The sequence below is a fragment of the Spiroplasma endosymbiont of Nephrotoma flavescens genome (assembly GCF_964030835.1).
Lineage (GTDB): Bacteria > Bacillota_I > Bacilli_A > Mycoplasmatales > Nriv7 > Nriv7.
This window is the reverse complement of sequence record NZ_OZ034982.1, coordinates 80,405-106,137: the sequence shown is the minus strand read 5'-3', so window position 1 is coordinate 106,137 and position 25,733 is coordinate 80,405. Positions and strand designations below refer to the sequence as shown.

Genomic DNA, 25,733 nt, shown 5'->3' with positions numbered 1-25,733 from the left:
AAAAATATGTTCCAAAATATTCATCCTAGTTGGAAAGATTTTCTTATTAGTCAAACTACTCAACCTTATTTTATTGAATTAGTTAGCAAAGTATCATTAGCATATAAAAATAATCAATGTTATCCACAGTCACAAGATATTTTAAGGTTATTAAAAATTGTTAGTTTTAATGATATTAAAGTAGTTATTTTAGGACAAGATCCGTATCATCAACCAAACCAAGCTAATGGTTTGGCTTTTGGTGTTAATCAAGGTGTTAAGTTGCCACCAAGTTTAAAAAATATTTTTGTAGAATTGGAAAATGATTTAGGAATTATTGTACAAAATGGTGATTTAACTAAATGAGTCCGAAGTGGTGTTTTTCTTTTAAATACTGTTTTAACAGTACAAAAAGATCAACCATTTTCACATGCTAATTTTAATTGGCAACAATTTACTGATAATCTCATAAAATATATTGACAATTATCATAATAATGATATTTTTGTTTTATGAGGTAAAAAAGCACAAGCAAAGATTAATTTAATTAATGACCAAAAGCATCTTATTCTTATGGGAGCACATTATGGGTTTTTTAATCAAAAGTATTTTAGTAAGATTAATGAATACTTGATAAAGCATAATAAGAAGCCGATTGATTGGCAGTTATAGTTTTTCTTTAGAAAGGAAACTAGATTAATGATTTTCTTTAATAGTAATAAAAATGGTTTGTCGTTATTTGATATTAGAACAGCGTATATTGTTGCGGGAGCATTAGTTTTAGCAGCATTGTCTTATATTTTAATGACAGGGCTTTCAATGTTTATAAAAAAAGAACGATATCGTGGACTTCGTTTAACAACGAAAAATATTGCTTATATTGCGATGTTATCAACGGTATCGGTAGTAACAACTGTTGTTATTGCATTGTATATGCCAGCAGCGGTTTTACCGCCGATTAGAATAGCTATTGAAGGTTTGATGATTAAGATTACGGGTTATATTTTTGGTCCCGTAATTGGTATTTTGTGTGCTTTGATTACTGATATTTTAGTAATGATGTTTGTTCCGTCATATATTCATCCTGCGTATATTGTGACGGTTATTGGTTTTGGTTTTATTTCTGGTATTGCTGGTGATTTGCGGCGAATGTTTCATCAAAAGTCATGAATTTTAATTTTAATAACTAATATTTTTATTATTGGTTTTGGAACCGCTGCTTTAGTAATGACTTATTATGCTCCGCAATTTGCTGATTTTGCTGTTGATGAAGTTCCTTTTACAAAAAATGTTCCGATTAAGAAATGAATTATGATGCTAATTATTAGTATTGGGACAGTTTTAATTTTAGTTGTTGTTTGGGCAACTTGAATGTATTTTCGTTTTATAAAAAAGGATACAAAAGGTTTTAATGATTTAGTTCCGATTATTTTGTTAGCAGTTATTAATGAATATATTGTTACGGTGTTAATTGCATCTTGGGGGGATGTCAGTCTGTTAACTAATCGTACTGAGGATTATGGTTTAGCAATGATTCCACGATTGGCGATGGCCCCGATTAAAATATTTTTTAATACGGTAATTATTTATGTTACTTGAAAAACTATTAGACCATTAATTAATGAAGATCGTTAACATTTATAAGGAGTGTTATTTAGATGAAAAGGCTAAATGTTTGGTTACAAATTACAAAGTATTATTTTCGTAAAAATTTTTATTCAATTTTAAAATATTTAAAATTGGATTTTAATAAAAATTTCAATACTCGTAGTATTGCCTTAGCAGCTGTAATGTTAGCATTAACAATAGTTATTGTTAAATTTTTAGGTTTTAGTTTAAAATTGGGTGTTGGTGGTAAAGGAACAATGGTAATTGGTTTTGGTTTTATCCCTAATGTGCTTTTTAGTTTTTTACATGGACCATTTTTTGGTTTTATTTTTGGTTTTATTTCCGATACAACATTGTTTATCTTAAAACCTACATTTTATAGTCCAATTATGGCAATTCAAGAACCCATTGTTGGGGTTCTTGCAGGAATTGCGGGAATTGTTTATAGTAAACTTCGTAATTGTCAATTTAATTTTAAGAAGTATTTGTTATTTTTTACTGTAATGCAATTTATTTTGGTTGCTTTATTAATTTTAAGTTTTTATTTAATATTTTTCTCTGATTTTGTTTACTCTTTTTCATTGAAAAATAATAAAGTTTTTAGTGTTAAATGAGATTTACTTTATATGGTAATTTCTGGGATTTTTATTTCTACTTTATTTATGGCTGTGGAATTAGTTTTAATTTTAATTTTGTGAATAACTTGAAATAATCAAAAACAAAATAGTGTTACTGAGAAATTTAATAATGCATTGATTTTCATTATTATTATTTTACAATTATTTTTAACATTAATTAATTCGTGAATTTTATCGCCATTACATTTTTTAGTATTTTATGATATTGATTATTTAGTTTCTTTATTACCACGATTAGTTAAAGAATTATTATTAATGCCATTACGAATTGCAATATATTTTATAATTTTTAAAACAATTTTAAAAATTTATTATGATAAATATTTTTTGCAAAAAGAACTTAATTCTCATCAAGAAAATGTAGAGTAGGGATATAATGAAGAATTTTTTTAAACGATTTTTTAGTAAAAGTAAAATATTGTTTTTTACTAGTGTTGCTAATGCCTTAGTTTTGCTAAAAGATTGAAAATTTGTTTATAAGTTAATGACATTTTTAATTTTATTTAGTTTCTTTTTAGCTGGTGTCGTTTATGGGGTATTTGTTGAATATTGATATATTAATCCTAAAACTTCACAACTTGATATACCACGGTTATATAATTTTAATGTTTTAGTTAGTTTTTGGTCGGTGCAAACTAATATATTAGCTTGTTTATATTTCTTTTATGCTTTACTTTATCATAATAAAACGGCAACTAATAAGTTTACTAATTTGACAACCCAAACTAGTATTACAATATATATTACAGTAACAATGGTTTTATTTTGGTTGTTAGTATTTTATGGTGTGGGAACAGGGTTATCGTATGAATTTGCTTCCAATGCTGATCGGGTTATTGGCATTACAATGCATGCCATAACACCATTATTAACATTAATTTACTTATTATTATCGTTAGGGAAAACTCAGATTTTATATAAAAAATATTTTACTCGCCAAATATTTTGAATGCTAGGATATCCGATTGGTTATCTCATATTTATTAATTTAAGGGCTAAGTTATTATATGATGATGGTATTAGGATTTTTTTATTTCCTTATGAGTTTGTTGATTTTTATCATCCGATATTTCCTTTACCAGTAGTTTGAAATAATATTTTGTTAGTAGGATTGGGAATATCATTTTTAGTAGGGATAAATGTTATTTTGATTGTTATTAATAATTTAATTTATAAGAAGACAAAACATATAAGTAAAAAGTAAGTTGATTAAACAAATCATCAGATAATAATTTTAAAGATATGGCGATAACAACTTTATCAGTCCAATTTATCCCCGCTATTTTTATTTTTCAGATCAATATCAATACTTAGATTTTCACTTATATTCTGCTTACCAAAATCGATTCTACAAAACAAAATATGGTAAGAATTTCAACTATGATTTTTCAGTAAAAAATAGCTTTAAAATTAATGGTAACGAAGAATATGTATTACCAAATAAAAAAGATATATATGCTTTGAAACAGTCAAATCGGATTGAAAATAAAAAAGTTGGTTATAATATTTTTGAATTACAAGCTCAAAAAATTGATAGCAAGTATAAATATTATGATTTTAATTTTGGCATTTATAATTGACAAGAAATAACAAAAGACGGAATAAACCCAGACAAACAATGATGAGAATATAAACCAGAAAGTTGTAGCTGATATAATGTAGCTTGTCATATAAAAAATGGCGTTATATGGATTATCAATAATATTCCAGGCGTTAAACAAACAACTGAATTAGCTAGTGGTATTGGAAAAATTCTTTATGTAACTAAAGAACTATTTACTGGTATTTTTGAAATGTGAAAATTCAGCCCAATGCTATACAATACGATAATTAATATATTATGCCAAATTGTAAAGTTAAGTGCAACTAAATTATTTTTCTAGGTCGCGTTTAGTTTTCTTAGGTATTGCTTTGAAGAAGTAAAACAATCAGCTAATTATATTATTTAATTACTAAACTAACCCTGCCTTTCTTGTTATTGTCATTTTTATTCATTACCATTTTATCATATTATTGAATTTTTACACAATAAAAATTATTAATATTATTAAATTTTCACTAATATATATTAATTTTATATTTTTACTTACTTAAATCTATTATATTTATTTGTTACAGCATTACCTTTATAATTAATTCAACTATCATCATTTTTATTATTATATTTATTTCATAATGAATTTTTATATATTTGCCAAATTGTAAAGTTAAGTGCAACTAAATTATTTTTCTAACCAAATATTCGATTGGCGAAAGATAATTTAGTATTTTTCTTGGTCTTTGGTTTAAAGACAATATAAATTTATGAACTGCATTTTTATTAGTGTTTGAAAAATTAAATTTTTTAGGAAATTTTTCTCTAATTAAACCATTAGTATTTTCATTAGTACCTCTTTGTCAAGGTGAATATGCATCAGCAAAATAAATTTTCACATTTAAATTTTTTTCAAGTTGTTGTCAATTAGCAAATTCTTTACCCCTATCAAATGTTATAGTCTTAACAAGATTATTTGGAAGAATTGATAAATAATGACTAATATTTTTGTTAATAACTTTAGTAGTTCTATTTTCAACTAATATTGCTAAAGTAAATCTTGATGTTCTTTCAACTAAAGTTATTAAACATGATTTACTTTTACCTCGTGATGATACTACAGTATCACCTTCTCAATGGCCAAGAGTTATGCGATTATTAACATTTCGTTCTTTAATGGATTTACCATTAAATTTACCCCGATTTTCTTGAGATTTTCGTTTCTTACCTTTTCTTCTTAAATTTTTACTAGTAACCTTTTCAAGTAATCCAGAATAAATTCAATTGTAAATTGTTTTAAAACTAATAATTCATTCTTGATGAAAATTTTTAATTCTGCCATAAATTTGTTCAGGCGATCAACCTAATAATAATTTTTGTTGTACATATTTTACTAATTCTCTATTTTTAAATTTATGAAAATAAACATGTAATTGTTTTCTATTTTCTGCTTTATTTTGTGCAATTAATGAAAAATAATGATTATTATCTTTATTTCTATTAACTTCTCGATTAATAGTACTAATACTTCGATTAAGATTTTTAGCTATTTCACTAATTTTTACTTTAAATTTCAATTGATTCTCAATATAAATTCTTTCATCTATGCCAAGATGTTTGTATCCCATATAAAAACTCCTTAAATTTACTTTTTCTAAAATAAACTTAGCATCATGAAATTTTTATATGAAATCTTTTGCAATTTTATTTACTTGCACTTACAAGTATAATTCAGCATTTTTTAAAGGCAATCACTTTAATTGGAACAAGTACAACAATTTAATTTCTTGTGAAAAATAAGAAAAATATTCAAACCAGTAATTTTAATTAATTACTGGTTCCTTATTTTATTAAAATATAAAAAATGAAAAGTTGCTTAGTTGTTTAAGAGTATTGTCATCATAGAAAATCACCTTTTAAGGGGATGATTTTAACGGTTTTTAAATTTAGTTATTACGGATGATTTTCAATTTCAAAATCATTTGTACTTCTTAATATGTAATCTATTTTATTATCATCATAAGCAGGACTAATATTTCCTAAACTATCATATTTGCAGTCATCTAAATTTGTACCTTGTGCTTTAATTGTTATTTTTTTATTAATTACTCATGTATTTCGCATGGCGGTTTCTTGGCCGTCTGTATTTATTAGTTGTCTAATCTTATCTTGTTTGCTCTGATTATTTTGTAATTTTTGTGTAAATAAGAAACTAAGGTTTTCTAAATTTCTTAATTCTGGTAATTTTTCATTTAGATTGTTATTATCTATTTTATTTATTTGAACTTGTGTAATATTATTTGTTGAATTCGAAATTCAAAACCTCACTTTTTCTAGATTTCTGATTTCAAAATCATAAACTTTATTTTTTTGTTCTATTAATTCATTTGGTTTTTTAGAACATCCAATCGTTGGTAATATTGTTAATCCCAAAAGAGCTATTTTATTTAAAATTTTCATTATTTTAATTCCTTTATTACTTTATTTTTCAATAATATATATATATATATATATTATAGCATTTTACATGAAAATCCTTAAAATCATTAGGAAAATGGCAAAACCGATTAAAAATTGAAAGGTGTAGTAAAAGGCAGGTACTGTTTTAAAAACCGGAAAAATGGCGGTTGAAAAGTTAACTGTCGCTTTTGCAATAATTGCTAATGGTCGTAAAATGGTAATAATTTGTGAGGCTGTCAACATTCAGTTTAGCATTTTAATACCAGCATTTTGAATGGCACAGCCAATATCGTTAAAAGTAGGTATTCATCGTCCGGAATATTTACAATTTGCTGGTGGAATTAGGTCGTCTCATTCTGAGTTGGTGGAACCATCAGGGATAAAGGCTGTGGAGTTAAGAACATTAAAGTCATAAATTTTAAAATTGTAATTAGAGATATTACCTTTGTGATAAAGTGGAAAGGTTAAGGTAAAAATATTAATACCATATCGAATATCAATGTCGGTGTTAAGATAATTAATACTATTAGCAGTGTTGCTTGCTGACAATTTAATCAGTTTATTGTCGTAAGATTTAAGAACATTAAAATCAATTTGATAAATGTTATTGGTGTTTTTAATAGCATTGTAATTTTCTTGGTGCATTTTTTTGTCAAAAGTAAAGAAATAACTTCTTAATAATAATTCTGAATTACCAGTAACATTGATTAAATATTTTTTAGGATAAAAGGTAATTAATGAGCGATAAAAGAAACCTATTTGAATAAAATAATCTTTGTTGTAATTATCCACACCCTTAAAATCAATTTCGGTATGAGTTTTTTCGTCCATGTCAAAAGTAGCATAAAATAAACTGGCAAAGAAGTTACCAAGTATTTCATAGATTTCCTCAAAAATTTTTTTTATAATTGTTATTGTTAATATTAGGGATGTTGTTTTTAAAATATAGGTAAATATCATTTCGTAAATCGGGGTCATATCGTAGAAAACTAAATTTAACATTGAGGTAATTTAAGGTTCCAAAAAGGTACTTAATTAGGTAATAATCGTTAGCTCTTGTGGTGTCATATTTTCATATTTCATTTTCACCGTGTAATAATTGTAAATAGTTATTTCCAGCAATTAGGGTTTTATTAAATGCCTTAATTTTAAGGACATTATCGTTGTTATCATCTTGTTTTGGAATGACCATTTTAATCGTATTTGTTCCTTGCAATTGTGTACTCGTTTCAATTGCGGTGAATTTAACGGTAAATGTTCTGTCAGCGACATTGTCTGTTGTTAAATCAAAAGTAGTGCTATCGTCTAAGTAATTGTTGTCATTATCTTTAATTTCTGTATTATAATCGATGCCTTCAATTGCATTATTTACGCCAGCGAGATTGTTAATTGTTTCATTAAGTCTTTTTTTAATTTTTTTTATAACTTCAATTTTGGTTGCATTTGTAGGGTCGATTATTTCTGAATTTGGTAAAATAGTTGAAGTCTTATGATAAAAATAGCTCTCGTCTTTAAAACCGTGATTTTTAATTGTAAATTCTTTGTAATAACCTTTTTCTAGGGTGTTAATGAAATTAAATACGGGTGTTCAGTAGAGATACGAGTAATTAAATTTATCAAAATCACCACGGTGAATCATTAAATAATCAAGATTATCAACAACATCGTTATAGTTATGGTTGCCATCAAATTTGGTGGTTGTTTCTGGTAAATCAATATCAGTGCTATCTTTTTCAATTTCAATTTCAAAATCATTTGTACTTCTTAATATGTAATCTATTTTATTATCATCATAAGCAGGACTAATATTTCCTAAACTATCATATTTGCAGTCATCTAAATTTGTACCTTGTGCTTTAATTGTTATTTTTTTATTAATTACTCATGTATTTCGCATGGCGGTTTCTTGGCCGACTGTATTTATTAGTTGTCTAATCTTATCTTGTTTGCTCTGATTATTTTGTAATTTTTGTGTAAATAAGAAACTAAGGTTTTCTAAATTTCTTAATTCTGGTAATTTTTCATTTAGATTGTTATTATCTATTTTATTTATTTGAACTTGTGTAATATTATTTGTTGAATTCGAAATTCAAAACCTCACTTTTTCTAGATTTCTGATTTCAAAATCATAAACTTTATTACTTTGTCTTTTATTTCTAATTAGTGATTGTGATGTTGCTTTGTCATTGTTAATGTTTTGGGGAATAGTAAAAATGTTATTGAAACTAATAATTAACACGGTAAATATTTTCATAAACATTTTTATCACTCCTTTTTAAAATATTTTATTTTTCATTGTTCTTTTTTCTTTAATTTTTTTAATAAGTCACTCAATACCACAATTTATAATTACCGCTATTGTCATGCATATATCTAAATACCCTAATATCATAAGTGAAATTAATGCTTCAAATTTTTCATATAATAATTTCAAATCATTAATTTCCAATTTTAAAAAGGGGGCGAAAAAGATAGTAATCATAAAAATGTAAGGTAAAATTCTCCATCAATATTTTTTTAAAGAACTAATGATTTTGTTTCATTTCATTTTTCAAGGCTCTTTTTGTTTTAATTTTTTGAATAATAAAGCGGATTAATTTTTCAAATTTAATTGCAAAATATATTGCTCCACCCCATCAAAAAACAAATATTCCCGCTAGCATAATACCACTATTAAATTTGCCAAAGAAATCAACCATTTCTTTATTCATAAAATTATTAAATTCATTACTTGTTCCAGTTATTCATTTAGTATCGATTGCTGTTAATGCACAAATTAATAAGCTTATAAAGATGAAAATGATACTTAATCATATTTTTAACCACTGCTTTTTAAAAGAATTTTTAATTTTTAATCTTAATGGTGTTTTTTCTTTTGAATTATCTTTTTTAAATAATTTTACTAAAAGTTTTTTCATTTTAATTCTCCTTTCATGTTTTTTATCGTCCTTTAATCACAATAAATAAAGCAATCAGTACACAAGTGACACCAATAATGGTAAAAATTGGGTGTTGCGAAAATGTTCGGGCCATTGGTTTAAACAGTTCTAAAATTGTTAAATTGCTAGTAATAAACTTTTGGAAATTGGCAAGACCTTCGCTAATATAGTTTGTTAAAATTTCAAAATGACTACCAGCTAATAGTCCAAGAACAGTTATTAAGATAAAAATAATAATTAGTTTAAACATTTTTAGTTACCTTGTTTTGTTTTTATCGGTTTTACTTGTTTTTTAACTTTTCCTCAGGCACTTAAACGACCTTTATTTTTAACGGCATATTGGCGTTGTTTTTCTAAATTAACTTGTTGACTACCAAATCCAAGAATAATTGCCATAAGAAATTCTACAGCCAGCGTTAAGAATAGAGGAAATATTAGTTGAATATTCGTTCCTGGCACTTCTAAACTTCAAATTAAGTCAAAAACTTTATAAAGCATTTGGGCGAGAAAGTCGGCCATTTTTGCGAGATTCTCCATTTTTTATTATTCCTTTTCTTTCATTTTTCTTAAAAATTTGCTAAATTTATCCATTTTTAAGTATTCTAAGTCTTCTAAATCAATTGCCGTGTCAGGTATAGTATTTATCTTCATAGTCAGGATTTACTTTTGCATTTAAGTAATCTCTTAAAAATGCTAGGTAAAAAGAATTGTAAGTGTTTAATATTGGTAAAGGAATTTTTAGTTTAAAAAAATAAATATCAAGTTCAGGAATATCACGATATTTAATGCGACGCCCCCTTTTACTATTTTTCGCATCAATTAAGGTGTTTCGTCAGCGTTCATATTCTTCAATGCTCGTAAAGGTGCCGTAGATGACTTTTAAGTAGGGACGAAAAATATTAACGGGTTTTTTACGAATGCCCACAATCACATTATTGGCAATATCGCGAACTTTAACTCAAATATGTTTATCTCTTTGACCGCTAGCGAGAACAATATGACCAAAATGCCGCGCCAGAGCGAAATATTCTTGAATACCGGTTTCTTCGTTTTTGGTATTATTTTTTTCTCAATCAGTTCCTTCTAAAAATAAATTGGTTTCATCTCATAACAGTAAGGTTTTGTCTGGCAATACCGGATAATCAAAGTCTAATAATCCCATATGTCCTAAACTTAATTTTTGGGTTTCTAGTAATGGAAAGGTTGATGCGATATGATATTTCTTCTTTTTTAGTAATTTTGATGCGTATACTAGAAAGGCGGTTTTTCCAGTTCCTAATGAACCAATCACACTATTTAATGGTGAGTTTTTTAAGAAATTAATAACTTTGTTAATTTGTGTTAAATTAACGATTTTGAAAAGGAAAATTAAAATACAACCCGCTAAAAATAAATAACTCATAATGTTTTTAAAATAACCGTTGTAAATGTATCAAATTGCTCCTCAATGTCATAAAATTAAAAATGAGGTGCGATTCAATTCAATAAAATGGTTATTTTTTTCTACTATTCATTTGCAAAATTTCATCTTGCACCTCACTTTATTTTTTGTTAGCGGACTGCGCCAAGTAATTTTTCAAACATTTTAAAGCAAATAAAGAATATTGCCAAAATAAATGGAAAAATGAATATTCAGTAGTCAGCAAAGAAGTTACCGACTTGTGGCATATTAACAGCAATAATTTCTCACATTTTAGTAAACGCTGTTATAATCGCATTTCATAATTTAGTCATCGCATCGCTAGCTGTTATTTTTGCTGGTGCCTCGGCGAAAAAAGTTCCAATCATATAATCACCCCCTTTCTTTTTAAAACATTCATCATTTATATTCAAAATTTTTCTTAAAATTATTAAGAAAGTTGTTAACCTTAAAACGATTGTATTTTTTCCTAATTAATTTTGATTTTCTTCGAGAATGCATCACGATGTAACTTCTTGACATTAATTTTGTATTTATCTAAATACTGATATGGTTTTTCAAAGTAGCATTAAAATAAATCACACCATAATCGCTGTTAAGAATCAAAAAGCAATGTTTGCTATTAAAAGTCAAAGTGTTTCTTGGGTTAAATCAATTTCTTTGCCACCACTAATATGAGCCGGAATAGTTGTAATTTGAATAAATAAATCTCAGAAAGTTTGTTTGATTTGTTCTCAATCAAATTCTTTTAAGTTTATTGTCATTTTTTATCTCCCAAAAATCATTTTTATTGGTAAATATATAATTGAAATTAACGCGAAAAGAAAAGTAATGATAATAATTAATCCGGCAATAAACGCAACTTGTGTAGGCATTTTTTCTATCGGAACAAACAGTTTTAAAAATTCCATAATAATTTCTCAAAACATTATTTTTTATCCGCATTATTTTCTTTTGAATTAGGGGTTTTAACTCATTCTTCAAAGCGAGCAATGAACACTTTTTCGTCTTTTGTGAAATTACCAGTATTATTTTTAATGGCATTTTTATATTTAATTCGCATTTTTATTTTGGCATAAATTTTATAAGCAAAATATGCCAATAGCATGATGCTGATAATAATAAATATTAGTCCAATTGCAATATTCATTTTTAAGCTCCTTTAAAATAGTTATAATTTATATCTTTTTTGTTGTTTTCTTTTTCGGCAATGAAGAAGCCTAATAATTCTTGTCCTTTAATTAACTTGGTTTCTTGCTCTTGTTGATTAATTGAAATTACTTGATATTTACTATCTTTTATTATTCCAATACAAATCGAATTTTCATATTTTCCTTTATAAACAAATCGCTTTGGAAACCAAATGCCGATTTGTTCATTAAATCATGGAATTTTAGGTGCTTTAATAAACATTGCGTTTTGGGTTTCTTTTAAGAGATATTTTTTAGTATTTAAGAAAATGTTTTCAATGTTTTTCATAATAAATTACCTTTCTTATTTGTTATAAACTAAGTTACATTAACTAAGTTAGTTGACTCAGTTTTTTAAACACTTATATATCGCAGATTTAAGTGTTTAACAAGCTTTGTTAGTAAATTTTGTTTTTTTAATTAGATAAAGATTTTAATAATTTTAAACTTAATATACCCCTATATAGAAATTTCTACACTTTAACATCCGCATCCTACCCTTGGAACTAATTTAATAGCGTGTATATTTTTAGGAAATCCACCCATTCATTTTTTTATTGCAAAATGAAACAAATTGCTATAGCTAATAGGATGTTATCTATCAACTGGTAAACTTCTTTTGGTTATGGCGACCACCCACAATTTATCGTGCTTTAATATATACCAACATTATTAATTCACTTGTATTTAATTTTCAAAGAACAAATTTTTAACACCTTATAAAATAAAAAGACAATCATTGCTGACTGTCTTAATACTTATTCAAATCTTTTCCTACCTAACAAAACTTTATGCGCCCATGATACTACAGTATCACCTTCTCAATGGCCAAGAGTTATGCGATTATTAACATTTCGTTCTTTAATGGATTTACCATTAAATTTACCCCGATTTTCTTGAGATTTTCGTTTCTTACCTTTTCTTCTTAAATTTTTACTAGTAACCTTTTCAAGTAATCCAGAATAAATTCAATTGTAAATTGTTTTAAAACTAATAATTCATTCTTGATGAAAATTTTTAATTCTGCCATAAATTTGTTCAGGCGATCAACCTAATAATAATTTTTGTTGTACATATTTTACTAATTCTCTATTTTTAAATTTATGAAAATAAACATGTAATTATTTTCTATTTTCTGCTTTATTTTGTGCAATTAATGAAAAATAATGATTATTATCTTTATTTCTATTAACTTCTCGATTAATAGTACTAATACTTCGATTAAGATTTTTAGCTATTTCACTAATTTTTAATTTAAATTTCAATTGATTCTCAATATAAATTCTTTCATCTATGCCAAGATGTTTGTATCCCATATAAAAACTCCTTAAATTTACTTTTTCTAAAATAAACTTAGCATCATGAAATTTTTATATGAAATCTTTTGCAATTTTATTTACTTGCACTTATAAGTATAATTCAGCAAAATTAATATATATTAGTGAAAATTTAATATTAATAATTTTTATTGTGTAAAAATTCAATAATATGATAGAATGATAACGAATAAAAATGACAATAACAAGAAAGGTAGGGTTAGTTTAGTAATTAAATAATATAATTAGCTGATTGTTTTACTTCTTCAAAGCAATACCTAAGAAAACTAAACGCGACCGTCCCGCATTTAATTCTTGACATAGATAGAAAAATCTAGTAATATTATTGTTAATATAAAAAGAATGACATCATTGGTTATTCATTTTATAAAGTGTGCTTTCTAAACAAATAATTGGCACACTTTTTTATAAAAAGTTTGAGGTTATAAGAAAAAATATGAAAAGAAACCTACTTAAAATAATTTTATCTAAAATAACAATAATAAATTCAGTATTATTTTTAGTGGCTTGTAATTCAATGTCGCTTAATTTTGTTATTGCTCAAGCGGATGCCATTAAATCATTGAATTATTTAAAATATGATAAACATAGTTATAATTCGCAATATTTATTTGCTTTTATTGAAGGATTATTTCATAATGCTCCGGCTGATCAAAAATCAAGTAATGAAGTGTTAGAAATGACAAAAGTAAATGGCAATCAGGGTGTTGTTATTAAGGAAATGGATATTAATAATGAAAATTTAGATTTAGATAAGGTTTTAACAAATCCTAGTCAATTAAATCAGCAATTAAATGCTATTGCTAATGAAAGTACAAGAGTAATTTCTAGTACAACTGAATTTTGGTATGGCGTTGCGAAAGATATTTTTGTTGTTAATTATGGTGATAAAGTAAATAATAATGAATCACGAAAATTTAAAGAATTTATTATCAAACTAAGATATGCATCATTTGCTAATAAAGATTTACCTTATCGCGAAAATGGTCAAGAGTTTTTTCAGGAGCGACCAGCATTGTGACATGATGGCAAAAATGTTTTGGCATCTGATTTTGTTAATAGTGTTCGTTATGTTTTGGATGCTAGTAATGGTTCTGCTAATGTTGATGATTTAACGGATACTAGTAAAGTGGGAATTAATAATGCTAAAGCATATTTAGACAAAAAAGTTAGTGAAGATAATTTGGGGATTAAAGCAATTGGTAATGACTTATTATATATTAATTTTGCAACTGGTTTTAATCCGACAGCAGTTGCAAAGTTAACGGCAGATTTTATTAAAAAGTTGTTTTCTCCGGCGTTACTTCCTTCAAGAAAAGATGTTATTGCAAAATATGGTAATCTTTGAGGTACTTCTAAAGATACGGTTTTAGGTAATGGTGCTTTTAAAATTTATCGTACTGATTTTGATAATGATACGGTTTTTCTGAAAAATGAAGATTATTGAGATCGTGAAAGAATTTCGGCTAATGCTTGAAAGTATAAAGTAGTCCAAGATACCGTAACATCATCAATTTTATTTGAATCGGGTGTTGTTGGAAAATCAGATATTCCCAAAGAATTATTACCACGATTTTTAAATAATCCCGTTGTACGCCGGTTTTTATTTCAAGGAATGTCCACAAGAGATTCAGAATATTTAGCTTTTAATAATACAAGTAATAAATTTGATAATGAAAAAGGACGGTATTTACGAAATGCGATTCAATATGGAATTGATCGCCATGAGTTTTTGCTTAGTCAAAATGATAATGGGGGTATTCCGGCTGATACTTTAACAACTTTATTAAGTCGTAATGATGGTAATGATATGGCTTTTAGAGAAACTTTAGTAACTGATAATGGACAACCAAAGTATGAAGTGGATGTTGTCGGTGATAATGCAAAACAAGATCGAGTACCGTTAGCGTATTATCGTTTTGATCAACGAGTGTTTTATGATAAAGTGCAAGCAAATATTGATCGTACTGATCGTTTACATAATAAAGCAATTGCCCAAAAATTTTATAATAAATATCGGTTAATGAGTAGTGGTAAAGAGACATTAACATTATTATATGATTTATCAGCATCAACAACTGCTAGTGATGCGATGTTGCTTTTAAAACAAAAAATTGAACGCAATTTTCCAGAAATTAACATTAAATTGGAAGGGCAGGCGCGGTCAATCTTTTTAAGCAAATTAGGCGTTGGTGAATATGATTTATTATACACTAGTGTGAAAGGTAAAAAAATTAATGCTTTTGATTATTTAGAAATTCTTGCTAAGGTTTATTGAGATCAGGGTGATTTACGATATGTACAAAATCCAACCGGAACATGAAATTTTTATGAAAATTTTATTAAAAAATTTAATTCTGTAACAGAACTTAGAAATTCTAATTCATTTTTTAAAGACTTTGAAGTTACCCCATCTGAATTTTTGTGGTTAAATGCTTTATTTACACCGTATGATACTAATGGTAATAACTTTGCTGTTAATGGTTTAGTGAAAAATAGGGAAAATAATATTGATAATTTTCAGCAATTAAATGCTATTTTACAAAATAAGTTTGGTGATGGCTTAGCGAGTTTATTTGATAAAGAAACTGGTTTTAAAATGCCCCAAGATAAAGATTATGCTATTAGTGGTTTAGCAACTTTTGCCCCTCATATTGCTTTTCGCATTTATGCGATTTTAGAAGCGATAATTAAATTAGAATCACCAGTTATTATGCTAAGTAATTCTAGTGCTGGATGGGCGGGAGAAAGAATTTTGGGTTATTCACAAGCAGCAGGGACAAATATGCCTGAGGTGCAATGAGGATATAATTGTCAAAATAAACCAAATAATTCAATCTTTCCTTTAAAAGGATGTGAGGCATTTAATAAAGATGATTTAAGTATCTAGAAATTAGTAAGGAGAAAATAAAATGTTATTAAGTTATAATTTGCAACAGTCTATAAAGAAATATGTGTTTTTGATTGTTGAATTTATTGTTATTGCTTGAATCGTGTTAACAATTGTTTTCTTTTTAATGAATGCGATTCGTGGTAATGAAGCAGCTGTTGATCCTAGTTTATCTAAAGATGCTCAAAAAATAATTCGTGACCAGTTAAGTTTAGATCTTAGTATTTGAGTAAGATATGGGAAATATTTTGCTAATTTAGTTACTAAAGGGCAATTAGGAATTTCAACATTTTTGTATCCCCAGCAATTAGTAGAACAATTTTTATTTCAAAAGTTATTGGTTTCCTTTCGCGTTGGTTTTCTTGGTTTAGTTATTGCTTTATGTATTGGTATTCCTTTAGGGATTTTTGTTGGTAGAAGACCAGGGACATTAATTGATAGTTTAGCAACAGTGTTTATTGCTGCCGGTTTTGCAATCCCTTCGTTTGTTTTTGCGATTTTGCTATTATTATTTGCTTTTAAAGTTCATATTCCATATATTTATGACCCCTTAAATCCGATAACTTTAATATTACCTTCATTAGCAATTGCGCTTCCTAGTGTTGCTGGGTATGTGCGTTATTTACGAACATCAATTCAACAAGAGTTTAGTTCGCAGTATGTTCAATTTGCAAAAATTAAAGGTTGTAAAAATCGGCGAATAACTTGAAGACATGTTTTAAAACCAGCATTTTTTCCCATTGCCACTTTTTTACCGTTAGCAGTTTTAGCATCAATGATTGGTTCAATTATTATTGAAACAGTGTTTGCGATTCCGGGAAGTGGACAAATTCTAATTAGAGCGATTCAAGCTAAGGATTATGATGTTGTTATGGGTGTGGTTTTAGTTTTAAGTTTTATTACGGTTATTGGTTTCTTTATTCGTGATATCTTATATACGATATTAGATCCACGGACAAGAATTGGATAGGGGTTATTATTATTAATGAAAAAAACAAATTCTGAAGATTTTAAAAACTTTAAATTAGTTCGTCAAAATTTTCTGACAACAGAAAAATTGGCAACAAAACCGATTAATCGTTCGCGAGAGTTTTATTTAGCAATTATTGCTAATCGTTTTGCTTTAGCAGGAATAATTATTTTTGGTTTGTTAATTTTACTTTCTTTAATTTTTCCACTAATATGAACTGATGCTAATCTTTTAAAACCTGAACAACAACATTATGGGTTTTTAAAAAACGGATATATATTTGGTACTGATGGACAAGGAAGAGATGTTTGAGCGATGTTATGGCATGCTACCAGATATTCTTTAGGTTTGGCATTTGTTGTTGTTATTGTTGATTTAATTGTTGGGGTTACTTTAGGTCTATTAATGGGTTATTATCGTAAAGTTGATAAAATTTTGCAGTTTATTATTAAAATTTTAACAAATATTCCCAGCATTTTAATTTTAATAATTGTGGCAACAGCGTTGCAACCAACTTTTTGAACGATGGCATTAGGGTTAACATTAACGGGATGAATTAATATGAGTTTGCAAGTAAGAGCACAAGTATTAAAAAATAAGCAGTTAGATTATTTTGTTGCTTCAAAAATTTTAGGAACGCCGTGATATCAACAATTAATTAATTTTATTCCGGTGGCCTTGCCAATTATTATTACTGGTTTAGTCGCAACAATTCCGATTGCAATTATTAGTGAAGCTTCATTAGGTTTTATTGGTTTATCAGTGCCGGATGCGATTACTTTAGGTAATATGATTAATAAAGCACGATTAACGGCATTAGTATATCCGCGACAAATTATTGTTCCTGTAATAACTTTAATGGTTATTACGATTGCAATTCAATTAATTGGTAATGGCATTCAAGATATTATAAGGAAGTCACAATAATGAGTAAAAAAGAGAAAATTATGGTTAAAATTGAAGATTTAAAGGTAACTTTTTACAATAAAGCTAAAAAAACTCATAATACAGTTATTCGTAATATGGGATTTGAACTTTATGAAAAAGAAGTTTTAGCAATTATTGGTGAATCTGGTAGTGGTAAGTCAGTTATTACTTCAACATTAATTGGATTATTATCAAATGCTGCTGTTATTGAAGAGGGCAGGGTAATTGTTGATGGGATTGATGTTACTAAATTTGATGAGTCAGATTGAGAAGAATCAGAATTACGAGGCAGAGTTATTTCACAAGTATTTCAAAATCCAATGACTGCTTTAAATCCGACAATGAAAATTGGTTTACAGTTAATTGAGGGGGCATTAATAAATTTTCGTTCCGCAAGTAAAAAAGATGCTAAACAAGATGCAATTAATTTAATGTTAAGAGTGGGTATTACTAATGCTAATCAAGTAATGAAGTTATATCCTCATCAATTATCGGGGGGAATGCGACAACGAGTGTGTATTGCCGCAGCTCTGTTATGTCAACCAAAGATTATTATTTTTGATGAACCAACAACAGCGTTAGATCCAACAATTCAAGCAGAAATTTTGGAATTAATTCGTGAAATTAAAGATGTTTTTAATGTTTCAATTATTTTTATTTCCCATGATTTAGGGGTTGTTGGTTCAATTGCTGACCGGATTGCTATAATGTATGCTGGAAAGATTATTGAGTATGGAAAAAGTAAAGAAGTATTATATAACAGTAAACATCCATATACTTGAGGGTTAATTCAGTCAATGCCAGATGTTAATTTAGGGCAAAAGTTATATTCAATTCCGGGAAGTGTTCCTTCTAATTTTAATAATATTATCGGTGATGCTTTTGTTACTAGAAATGAGTATGCTTTGGATATTGATTTTGTTGCTCATCCACCATTTTTTAAAATTAGTAATACGCATTTTGTCGCATCTTGATTGTATGATTCGCGGGCAATAAAAATTAATGTTCCCGATATAATTAAAAAACGCCATCATCAGTTTAAAAAACAACATTAGATAATAAACTAAAGGAGTAAAATAATGTCAAATTCTACGGATACAATTTTAAAAGTTGATAAGTTAGCTGTGATTTATAGTCAACAAGGTAAACCTTTTATTGCTGTTAATAAGGTAAGTTTTGACATTAATAAAGGTGAAATTTTTGGTTTAGTTGGTGAATCTGGTAGTGGGAAGACAACAATTGGACGAACTATATTAGGTTTAAATAAGCATGCTTTAGGACATATTAAAATAAAAGATAAACGATTACCACATAATCCTGCCGATATTAAAAAAACAACTAATGAGTGGTTATCGAAAAATGTGCAAATGATTTTTCAAGATCCAGCAACGAGTTTAAATCCTTCTAAGCGGGTGTTGGATATTGTTTTGGAAGGATTTAATAACTATAATTCATATTCTGCGGAAGCAAAATGGTTTAAAAAAGAACGCAAAATTGCTTTGATGTGATATCGGAAATTAACTTCTTGTGATGAGGAAATTATTAAGCAATATGATTTATTAGTTGCCCAATTAATAAATATTTATCAGCAGTGGTATCGTACTAAAGAGAATATGATTAAAAGTATTAGTTATGAATCACAAGATATTGTTTCATCTTATCGTTATTCTTTAAAAGGTGCTAAAACTAAGCACCGCTTATTAATTGCTACCAGAAATGATGTGTTAAAGAAAGAACAGTTATCTTATAAAAATGATTTACAAAATTTATTAGGAATAAAAAAATGAAATCGGAAATGAGATAAGATTTTTAATAAGAAAATTACTCCTTTAAAAGATAAAAAGGAACTTATTGAAAAAGAAATTTATCAAGTTGAAACAATTTATAAAGAAAAATTAAATGAAGCTTTAATTCATTTGAATGATATTCAAGAGCGCTTAACTTATGAAAATGATAATAATTTAATGCGAATTACTAATTTAATTAATTTTCATCAAGAAACTATTAATAGTAATTTACAACAATTACAAGTAAGAAAACAAGAGATTGATAGTTTTTATACTAAAGATATTCGGATTGCGGAAAAGAAAAATAATCTTAAAGAAGTTAAGAAATTAAGAAATATTTGAAAAAGTGATTGAAAAGTTACTAAATTAGAAATTGATTTACAAAATCGCGAAGAAAAAAATAAAATTAATCTTTTACAAAAAGAAGGAACACGATATAAGTATCAGTTATTGTATGATACAAGAAATGATGTTTATGAGGCAAAACAAGAATTAAAACAAATTAGAAAACAAGAGCGCATTAAATTAATAAAAATTTCGCAAGATTTACAATCATTAATGAGTAAATTAAATAAGCAAAAACAAACTGATCGCAAAAATTTTATTAGCGAAGCAGAACAGGAAATTATTTTTAAAAACTATTATAATCGGGTTAAAGATATTAATGTTAATTTTAATGCTAAAATTGAATTTGATAAAAAGCAAATTGATGTTTTAAAAACCCAAGCTTGACAGCGAAAACTAGCTCGGAAAAGGGCTTTAAAAAATATACGTAATGATTTCAAACTTTTAAAAATAAAATTTGGTGCTGATATTAATACCGTGACAACTAAATTACAGCATCTTTTGAAATTACCAACTAAAACAATTAATAAAGAAAAAACTCAGCAAATTATTAAGAAATATAAAAGTAAGTTAAGAGTTTTAAAAAAAGGATATGTTTTTAAAAATCAAGATATTAAAAAAATATTATTACATGAGCGAAATAAAATTAATTCTCGTGATAATAATTATGAAAAAATTAATGAAAAATATCATAATGAAAAATATCAAGGGATAGTTGCTAATAAAAAAACATTTGTTAGTCAATTAAAGGAATTAGTTACAACTTATGAAGCCAAGTTATATGGTGTTAACTTGTATAAAAGTAAAAAACTTTTTTTAGATTTTCAGTTAGCGAATGAATATAGTCGTGGTGCTGTTAAAGCTAAAACTCATCAATTAGCTTATGACACCTTACAATCAGTTGGTTTACTGCCAGAACATGGTAGTAGATTTTCCGGTGAGTTTTCTGGAGGTCAAAAACAAAGAATTGGTATTGCGCGAACATTAGTAATGAAACCAGCATTATTAGTTGCTGATGAACCGATATCAGCTTTGGATGTTTCCATTCAATCACAAGTAATTAATATTTTAAAAGATTTACGAGAAAAATATCAACTTTCAATTTTATTAATTGCCCATGATTTAAGAATGGTGCATTATATTTGTGATCGGATTGCTGTTATTAAAAATGGTAAAATTTTAGAAATTGGTCTTGCTGATGAAATATTTTATCATCCCGTACATCCATATACTAAGTCATTAATTTCAGCAATTCCTTCAATCAATAGGGTAGGTGAAGTCATTAGTACAACTAGTTATAATCCGTTAATGCATAACTATAATGAGAAAATAATACCAATGTGACATAATATTACTAATACTCATCAAGTATTAGCAACAGTTAAAGAATTTAAGAAATGAAGTAAGTAAGAGAAAAGGATAAATACTATGAAGTGAAATGTTACAATTTGAAAATATAGGTTTCTTGAATGATGAAATGGTGCTTATCGCAATCGTGTTATTTTAGCATTATTGTCGCTAATATTTTTCTTTTCGCTAATTATTCCCTTTATTATTACTTTAAGTCGCAGTACAACTATTAACTATGAGGGTCAAACAACACTTAACTTACAAACACGATTTAATGCTGAAACTATTAAATGTGAAGAAAATATTACCGAAAAAGGGACGGTTAGTTGTCGTCGTGGTCCTGTTGTTATTGCGGCGACTGATAATTTTGTTCGTAAATTATTAGAATATGATGCTAATAAGTTTACTAATGATGCTAGGTCCTCATTAAATGTTCCCATTAAAGTTAGTGATTTAAAACAAAATACGCATTTAGCTAATGTTTATCGAAGTGGCTGAGGACTATTACCAGATTTGGTAAATTGATTCTATAATAATGTTCCTTGAGGAATAGAAATTTTAACTTTTGAAAAAATTTCAATTGTTGGTGATAGTCCGCCCCCTTGGGTACCAGATTATAGTTTACGAGGTATGCCAATGGGTCGTTTATGAGGTAAAAACTTAATGAGTGTTAAAGTTTTATTACAAACTATTTTAAGTGATGTAGAAAATGAAATTGCTGACTTTTTTGCGAGAAAAGGCAATAATCCTTTAAGAAATAAACTTGATTCATTAAAAAATTATTTGTTTACTACTTATACTACTTACAAAATGGCTTGATATGCTAATGATGAATCTACTAGTTATCATTATGGTGGTTGAGTTGAAAGTCGGAGATTTCGCGAAAGAATTAATAAAACTGTTACTTGAAATTATTTAACTAATCGTTTTGGTAACATTAATAAAAAAGAAATTACGATTCCTAAGGTTTACAATCGTGAAGTTGCTTATAGTTATTTGGATGAAATATACGAAAAACAATTAGCATTGGTAGGAAAAACAACGCTTGATAAAAATGAAGATAAAACAAAATTATCGTATTTAGATTTATTTGTGTTAGCAAATGATATTAAAAAATTAAGTACTACCAGTTCATTTGCGATTAAAAATGAAAATAATAATTGAATTTTTGATGGGATTGATACTTATAGTAATGTTGAGAAGGAGTTAACGCTATTTCAATTAAAAAATTCTGATTTGTTTACGCAATTTAAAACGATTGAAATTTTTTTACCACAAAGTAATCAGAAAAAAGCAATTGGACAATTAACAAGGAATGATGTTAATGAGGCAATGCGTGTTGCTAATGGGAGAATTAATCGTTTAATTGATTCAACAATTAGTTTTAATGGTTATTTAACAAGTTGAATTCAACAATACTTTTTAAAGTTTATTATTCCAATTTTGTGAACGAATGATGAAAATTTTAAAGTTGCGGATTTTGATTTTTCAAAAATTAATTATGATGAGTTAATTGCAACTTATAATGAAGAAAAAGTCAAAAAACCACTGTGGGCGTCGTTAGCAATTAAATATTCTGAATTTGAGGATGATAATTTTGAAACATCAAAAAAAGTTACTATTGGTTTACAAGACAAACTTTCTCATTTGGATTATTTTAATCAAATGCGAATGTTTCTAACTCGTGATTGATTACCGTTAACACTTAATAACAGTTTATTTACGCAATCTTTTCATGGAAAACAACAAACTAGTTTTAATAACCATAATCTAATTTTTAAAGAATTGGCGCTTTTAAATGCGATGGGTGCTAATCCTTATGTCTTAGATGAAGATAAACAAATAAGTAATCATATTAAAGTTGATACTGGTTTAGTAAATGCTTTGCAAAAAGTTTTAAGAATGGATGAAGATGTTGTCATGGGACATTTGTCATCATATAGTGAACGAAGTATTATTTGAGGATATATGGATGCTAATGCTGATTATGATTATTTAAAACTAACTAATCGTGATGGTACTTCACGATTAGTTAAGATTACAACTCAAGATGATTTGGATAAAAATTATAATTGCATTGTCACTGATGAGTCGTGTAATGAACAAGATCGGCATTCACTAATGAGTAATGAATATATTAATAATAAACAAATTAATGAGCAGAATATTGATGGTGTGCCATCACGAACATTGTTAAGTAAAATTACGAGTAGTGATAATAAAAATATTGCTTTAAAAAAGTCCCGTAAATTATGAATGACTGATTATGCATTAATCGCTGATTATGCTAATGCTGTTGTTGGGGTTGGTGATTATGCGGTAGCGTTTTTTAATAGTCATTCGCAAAAAGAAAAACCTCTTGTTGTTAGTGAACAAAGAAAACACGATGCTGAAATTAAAAATAATGAATGACATATTTTAAATAGTAATGGTGATATTATTGCTTATGCGGGATGATGATTTTATTCTCGTAATAATGATAATAAACTATACTTTAAGGTTTTAGAACAGTCGTGAATTAATAAATAAGTTAGCACCAAAAAGTGAGGTTATTCAACCTCACTTTTTAAATGGTACTAAATATAATACTAATACTAATTGCAAATGCTAAATTTAGTATCGCAATAAAGAAAGTTAGATTTAATAGTTTTTTTACTTGTTGTAAATATTTTTCGTATTTGTCTTCATTATGGTGATAACCAAGATAATCTTTAGCAATTTCTTGGTCAGTTAATACTAAATTAACCGTTTGTGTTTTGTGATGTAAACGAGATTTGTTTACTTTAAATATTAAATAGAAAATTATTTTTATTGTTAAAAGGCTAATAGCAATTAAAAAATATATGTTACTTATTTTTTGAAAATTAGTTTTTTGTCAATATAGTCATAAAAATCCCATAATTTGTGCTGTCAAACCGATAAAAGCTATCGTTATTATACTTCAAACATGTTTTTTCATATGGTAATCTTACCATAATATTTTAAGTATGTTATAATATTTTTTAGATTATATAGGTGAATTTAATGCAAATATGAGATAGTAAACAACAACAAAAAATTAAAATCAATGACTTGATAGTTACAATGTATGTTTGTGGGCCGACAGTTTATGGTGATATTCATATTGGGAATATGCGACCAATTGTTATTTTTGATATCTTGCAGCGATTATTTATGGTTACTAAACAGAAAGTTTTTTATGTGCAAAATATTACTGATATTGATGATAAAATTATTCATCAAGCTCATTTAGAAAAAATAACGGAAAAGGAATTAACAGAAAAGTATACTAAAAGTTATTTTGAGGTTTTAAAACAGTTAAATGTTTATGAACCAAATTTATTTGTCAAAGTAAGTGATAATATTGCTGATATTATTAAATTTATTGAACGGTTAGTTAAAATTGAAGATGCTTATGTTAAGAATGGTAATGTTTATTTAGCAATAGAAAAATATTTTCAATCTTATGGACAATTATCAAAGAAAAATTTAAAGGATTTGCAAGTAGGAATTAGAGTTGCAATTGATAGTAATAAAAATTATGTTAATGATTTTGTTTTATGGAAAAAAACCGATCAGGGACAAAAATGAACTTCGCCTTGAAGTGAAGGCAGACCGGGGTGACATACTGAATGTGCGTTATTTATTAATAAATATTTTAAACACCCGATTAATATTCACGGTGGCGGTATTGATTTAATATTTCCTCATCATGAAAATGAAAGAATTCAATTGTTGGCATTAAATAAGCAAGAACCTGTTAAAATATGACTTCATAATGGTCATCTATTTTATGATGATGTCAAAATGTCAAAATCTCTTAAAAATACTATTGTTGTTAAAGAATTTTTGCACCATTATGATGCTAATGTTTTACGATATTTATTAACGCTAACCCATTATTCTAAACCATTAAATATTACTAAAAATTTTATTATGCAAGGAAAAGAAAAAGTTGCAAAAATTCATCAAATATTAAAAGAAAGTTTAGTAATCGCATTTTTAAATGGCGAGGTTAATACTAATGAAAAAAATGAACAACTTGTGATGCAAGTGGTAAATTATTTACAAGATAACCTTAACTTTGCTAATGCTTGAGTAATAATTGAACAAATTATTAAGGAAATTAATAATATTTTAAAAGGAAAATTGCGAGCAATTTTGCCATTGTTTAATACCCTGCAACAATGTTTATTTCTTTTAGGTTTACAATTTTCATTAGTTTCGTTTGATGATGATGTGAAACAATTATTATTATCTTGACAAAATGCGCGTAAACAAAAAAAATATAATTTAGCAGATAAAATTAGAGAACAATTACAAGCGAAAAATATTTTATAAAATATGTTCAAAAATAAT

Annotated in this window: 28 protein-coding genes; 13 read left to right on the top strand and 15 right to left on the bottom strand. The window is 26.9% G+C overall.

The genetic code is table 4. The features are described from left to right. Window positions 1–6 precede the first annotated feature (6 nt). From AAHN02_RS00640 to AAHN02_RS00620, 5 genes are read left to right on the top strand one after another with little or no spacing between them, the layout of a single operon-like run. Window positions 7–651 (top strand): uracil-DNA glycosylase, encoded by a 645-nt coding sequence (locus AAHN02_RS00640; protein WP_342277813.1) that lies wholly within the window; start codon window positions 7–9, stop codon window positions 649–651. Window positions 652–678: 27 nt separating this feature from the next. Continuing rightward, the gene (locus tag AAHN02_RS00635) at window positions 679–1,614 is read left to right on the top strand and encodes a hypothetical protein (RefSeq protein WP_342262840.1); all 936 of its coding nucleotides are present in this window, start codon (window positions 679–681) and stop codon (window positions 1,612–1,614) included. Window positions 1,615–1,637: 23 nt separating this feature from the next. Further along, window positions 1,638–2,594 carry a hypothetical protein gene (locus AAHN02_RS00630; protein WP_342277812.1) on the top strand — a complete coding sequence of 319 codons (957 nt, stop codon included), beginning with the start codon at window positions 1,638–1,640 and terminating at the stop codon, window positions 2,592–2,594. A gap of 7 nt (window positions 2,595–2,601) precedes the next feature. Further along, a complete protein-coding gene (locus tag AAHN02_RS00625) occupies window positions 2,602–3,429 on the top strand; it encodes a Pr6Pr family membrane protein (protein WP_342277811.1) in 828 nt (275 codons plus the stop codon). 55 nt (window positions 3,430–3,484) lie between these two features. Next, window positions 3,485–4,108, top strand: a complete 624-nt coding sequence (locus AAHN02_RS00620; RefSeq protein WP_425289504.1) for a spiroplasma phage ORF1-like family protein — start codon at window positions 3,485–3,487, stop codon at window positions 4,106–4,108. Between the two features lie 334 nt (window positions 4,109–4,442). Here the strand turns inward: AAHN02_RS00620 and AAHN02_RS00615 are convergent, their stop codons facing one another. The 13 genes from AAHN02_RS00615 to AAHN02_RS00555 all read right to left on the bottom strand — a co-directional run bounded on the left by AAHN02_RS00615 (window position 4,443) and on the right by AAHN02_RS00555 (window position 12,057). Beyond that, window positions 4,443–5,387 (bottom strand): IS30 family transposase, encoded by a 945-nt coding sequence (locus AAHN02_RS00615; RefSeq protein WP_342277809.1) that lies wholly within the window; start codon window positions 5,385–5,387, stop codon window positions 4,443–4,445. Between the two features lie 325 nt (window positions 5,388–5,712). Then, the gene (locus AAHN02_RS00610) at window positions 5,713–6,219 is read right to left on the bottom strand and encodes a hypothetical protein (protein ID WP_342277808.1); all 507 of its coding nucleotides are present in this window, start codon (window positions 6,217–6,219) and stop codon (window positions 5,713–5,715) included. A gap of 63 nt (window positions 6,220–6,282) precedes the next feature. Then, window positions 6,283–7,050, bottom strand: coding sequence for a hypothetical protein (locus tag AAHN02_RS00605; RefSeq protein ID WP_342277807.1), 768 nt, complete (start codon window positions 7,048–7,050; stop codon window positions 6,283–6,285). A 34-nt stretch (window positions 7,051–7,084) separates the two neighbouring features. Beyond that, window positions 7,085–8,473: a hypothetical protein gene (locus AAHN02_RS00600; RefSeq protein WP_342277806.1), complete on the bottom strand. Its 1,389-nt coding sequence runs from the start codon at window positions 8,471–8,473 to the stop codon at window positions 7,085–7,087. 271 nt (window positions 8,474–8,744) lie between these two features. Then, complete coding sequence (locus tag AAHN02_RS00595) at window positions 8,745–9,137, bottom strand: hypothetical protein (RefSeq protein WP_342277805.1); 393 nt, start codon at window positions 9,135–9,137, stop codon at window positions 8,745–8,747. 22 nt (window positions 9,138–9,159) lie between these two features. Beyond that, complete coding sequence (locus tag AAHN02_RS00590) at window positions 9,160–9,408, bottom strand: hypothetical protein (RefSeq protein ID WP_342277804.1); 249 nt, start codon at window positions 9,406–9,408, stop codon at window positions 9,160–9,162. 2 nt (window positions 9,409–9,410) lie between these two features. Then, window positions 9,411–9,695 carry a hypothetical protein gene (locus tag AAHN02_RS00585; protein WP_338967899.1) on the bottom strand — a complete coding sequence of 95 codons (285 nt, stop codon included), beginning with the start codon at window positions 9,693–9,695 and terminating at the stop codon, window positions 9,411–9,413. A gap of 46 nt (window positions 9,696–9,741) precedes the next feature. After that, the gene (locus AAHN02_RS00580) at window positions 9,742–10,686 is read right to left on the bottom strand and encodes a hypothetical protein (protein ID WP_342277803.1); all 945 of its coding nucleotides are present in this window, start codon (window positions 10,684–10,686) and stop codon (window positions 9,742–9,744) included. A 23-nt stretch (window positions 10,687–10,709) separates the two neighbouring features. Then, window positions 10,710–10,946: a hypothetical protein gene (locus AAHN02_RS00575; protein WP_342277802.1), complete on the bottom strand. Its 237-nt coding sequence runs from the start codon at window positions 10,944–10,946 to the stop codon at window positions 10,710–10,712. Between the two features lie 165 nt (window positions 10,947–11,111). Further along, entirely contained in the window at window positions 11,112–11,342 is a 231-nt protein-coding gene (locus tag AAHN02_RS00570) for a hypothetical protein (protein ID WP_338967363.1), read from the bottom strand. A 3-nt stretch (window positions 11,343–11,345) separates the two neighbouring features. After that, on the bottom strand, window positions 11,346–11,507 hold the full coding sequence (locus AAHN02_RS00565) for a hypothetical protein (RefSeq protein WP_342277801.1): 162 nt from the start codon (window positions 11,505–11,507) through the stop codon (window positions 11,346–11,348). Further along, the gene (locus AAHN02_RS00560; protein ID WP_342223528.1) at window positions 11,507–11,728 is read right to left on the bottom strand and encodes a hypothetical protein; all 222 of its coding nucleotides are present in this window, start codon (window positions 11,726–11,728) and stop codon (window positions 11,507–11,509) included. The genes AAHN02_RS00565 and AAHN02_RS00560 overlap by 1 nt, the downstream gene beginning before the upstream one ends. Before the next feature lie 2 nt (window positions 11,729–11,730). Next, window positions 11,731–12,057 carry a hypothetical protein gene (locus AAHN02_RS00555; RefSeq protein ID WP_338967359.1) on the bottom strand — a complete coding sequence of 109 codons (327 nt, stop codon included), beginning with the start codon at window positions 12,055–12,057 and terminating at the stop codon, window positions 11,731–11,733. A gap of 548 nt (window positions 12,058–12,605) precedes the next feature. Here AAHN02_RS00555 and AAHN02_RS00550 point away from each other — a divergent pair. Continuing rightward, window positions 12,606–12,734 (top strand): hypothetical protein, encoded by a 129-nt coding sequence (locus AAHN02_RS00550; RefSeq protein WP_342277800.1) that lies wholly within the window; start codon window positions 12,606–12,608, stop codon window positions 12,732–12,734. Between the two features lie 155 nt (window positions 12,735–12,889). Here the strand turns inward: AAHN02_RS00550 and AAHN02_RS00545 are convergent, their stop codons facing one another. Further along, complete coding sequence (locus AAHN02_RS00545) at window positions 12,890–13,084, bottom strand: helix-turn-helix domain-containing protein (protein WP_342277799.1); 195 nt, start codon at window positions 13,082–13,084, stop codon at window positions 12,890–12,892. Between the two features lie 457 nt (window positions 13,085–13,541). On the opposite strand from AAHN02_RS00545, the gene AAHN02_RS00540 reads away from it, so the two are divergent. From AAHN02_RS00540 to AAHN02_RS00515, 6 genes are read left to right on the top strand one after another with little or no spacing between them, the layout of a single operon-like run. Next, window positions 13,542–15,995, top strand: a complete 2,454-nt coding sequence (locus tag AAHN02_RS00540) for an ABC transporter substrate-binding protein (protein ID WP_342277798.1) — start codon at window positions 13,542–13,544, stop codon at window positions 15,993–15,995. A 22-nt stretch (window positions 15,996–16,017) separates the two neighbouring features. Then, the gene (locus AAHN02_RS00535) at window positions 16,018–16,965 is read left to right on the top strand and encodes an ABC transporter permease (protein ID WP_342277797.1); all 948 of its coding nucleotides are present in this window, start codon (window positions 16,018–16,020) and stop codon (window positions 16,963–16,965) included. A gap of 15 nt (window positions 16,966–16,980) precedes the next feature. Continuing rightward, window positions 16,981–17,892: an ABC transporter permease gene (locus tag AAHN02_RS00530; RefSeq protein WP_342277796.1), complete on the top strand. Its 912-nt coding sequence runs from the start codon at window positions 16,981–16,983 to the stop codon at window positions 17,890–17,892. Next, entirely contained in the window at window positions 17,892–18,947 is a 1,056-nt protein-coding gene (locus AAHN02_RS00525; protein ID WP_342277795.1) for an ABC transporter ATP-binding protein, read from the top strand. Before AAHN02_RS00530 ends, AAHN02_RS00525 begins: the two co-directional genes overlap by 1 nt. 24 nt (window positions 18,948–18,971) lie before the next feature. Further along, window positions 18,972–21,434 carry an ATP-binding cassette domain-containing protein gene (locus AAHN02_RS00520; RefSeq protein WP_342277794.1) on the top strand — a complete coding sequence of 821 codons (2,463 nt, stop codon included), beginning with the start codon at window positions 18,972–18,974 and terminating at the stop codon, window positions 21,432–21,434. Between the two features lie 18 nt (window positions 21,435–21,452). Further along, window positions 21,453–23,903 carry a hypothetical protein gene (locus AAHN02_RS00515; RefSeq protein ID WP_342277793.1) on the top strand — a complete coding sequence of 817 codons (2,451 nt, stop codon included), beginning with the start codon at window positions 21,453–21,455 and terminating at the stop codon, window positions 23,901–23,903. Window positions 23,904–23,940: 37 nt separating this feature from the next. Here AAHN02_RS00515 and AAHN02_RS00510 read toward each other — a convergent pair whose 3' ends face one another. Next, window positions 23,941–24,333 carry a hypothetical protein gene (locus AAHN02_RS00510; RefSeq protein ID WP_338968216.1) on the bottom strand — a complete coding sequence of 131 codons (393 nt, stop codon included), beginning with the start codon at window positions 24,331–24,333 and terminating at the stop codon, window positions 23,941–23,943. Window positions 24,334–24,398: 65 nt separating this feature from the next. On the opposite strand from AAHN02_RS00510, the gene cysS reads away from it, so the two are divergent. Beyond that, entirely contained in the window at window positions 24,399–25,715 is a 1,317-nt protein-coding gene (gene cysS, locus AAHN02_RS00505; protein WP_342277792.1) for a cysteine--tRNA ligase, read from the top strand. Window positions 25,716–25,733 lie beyond the last annotated feature (18 nt).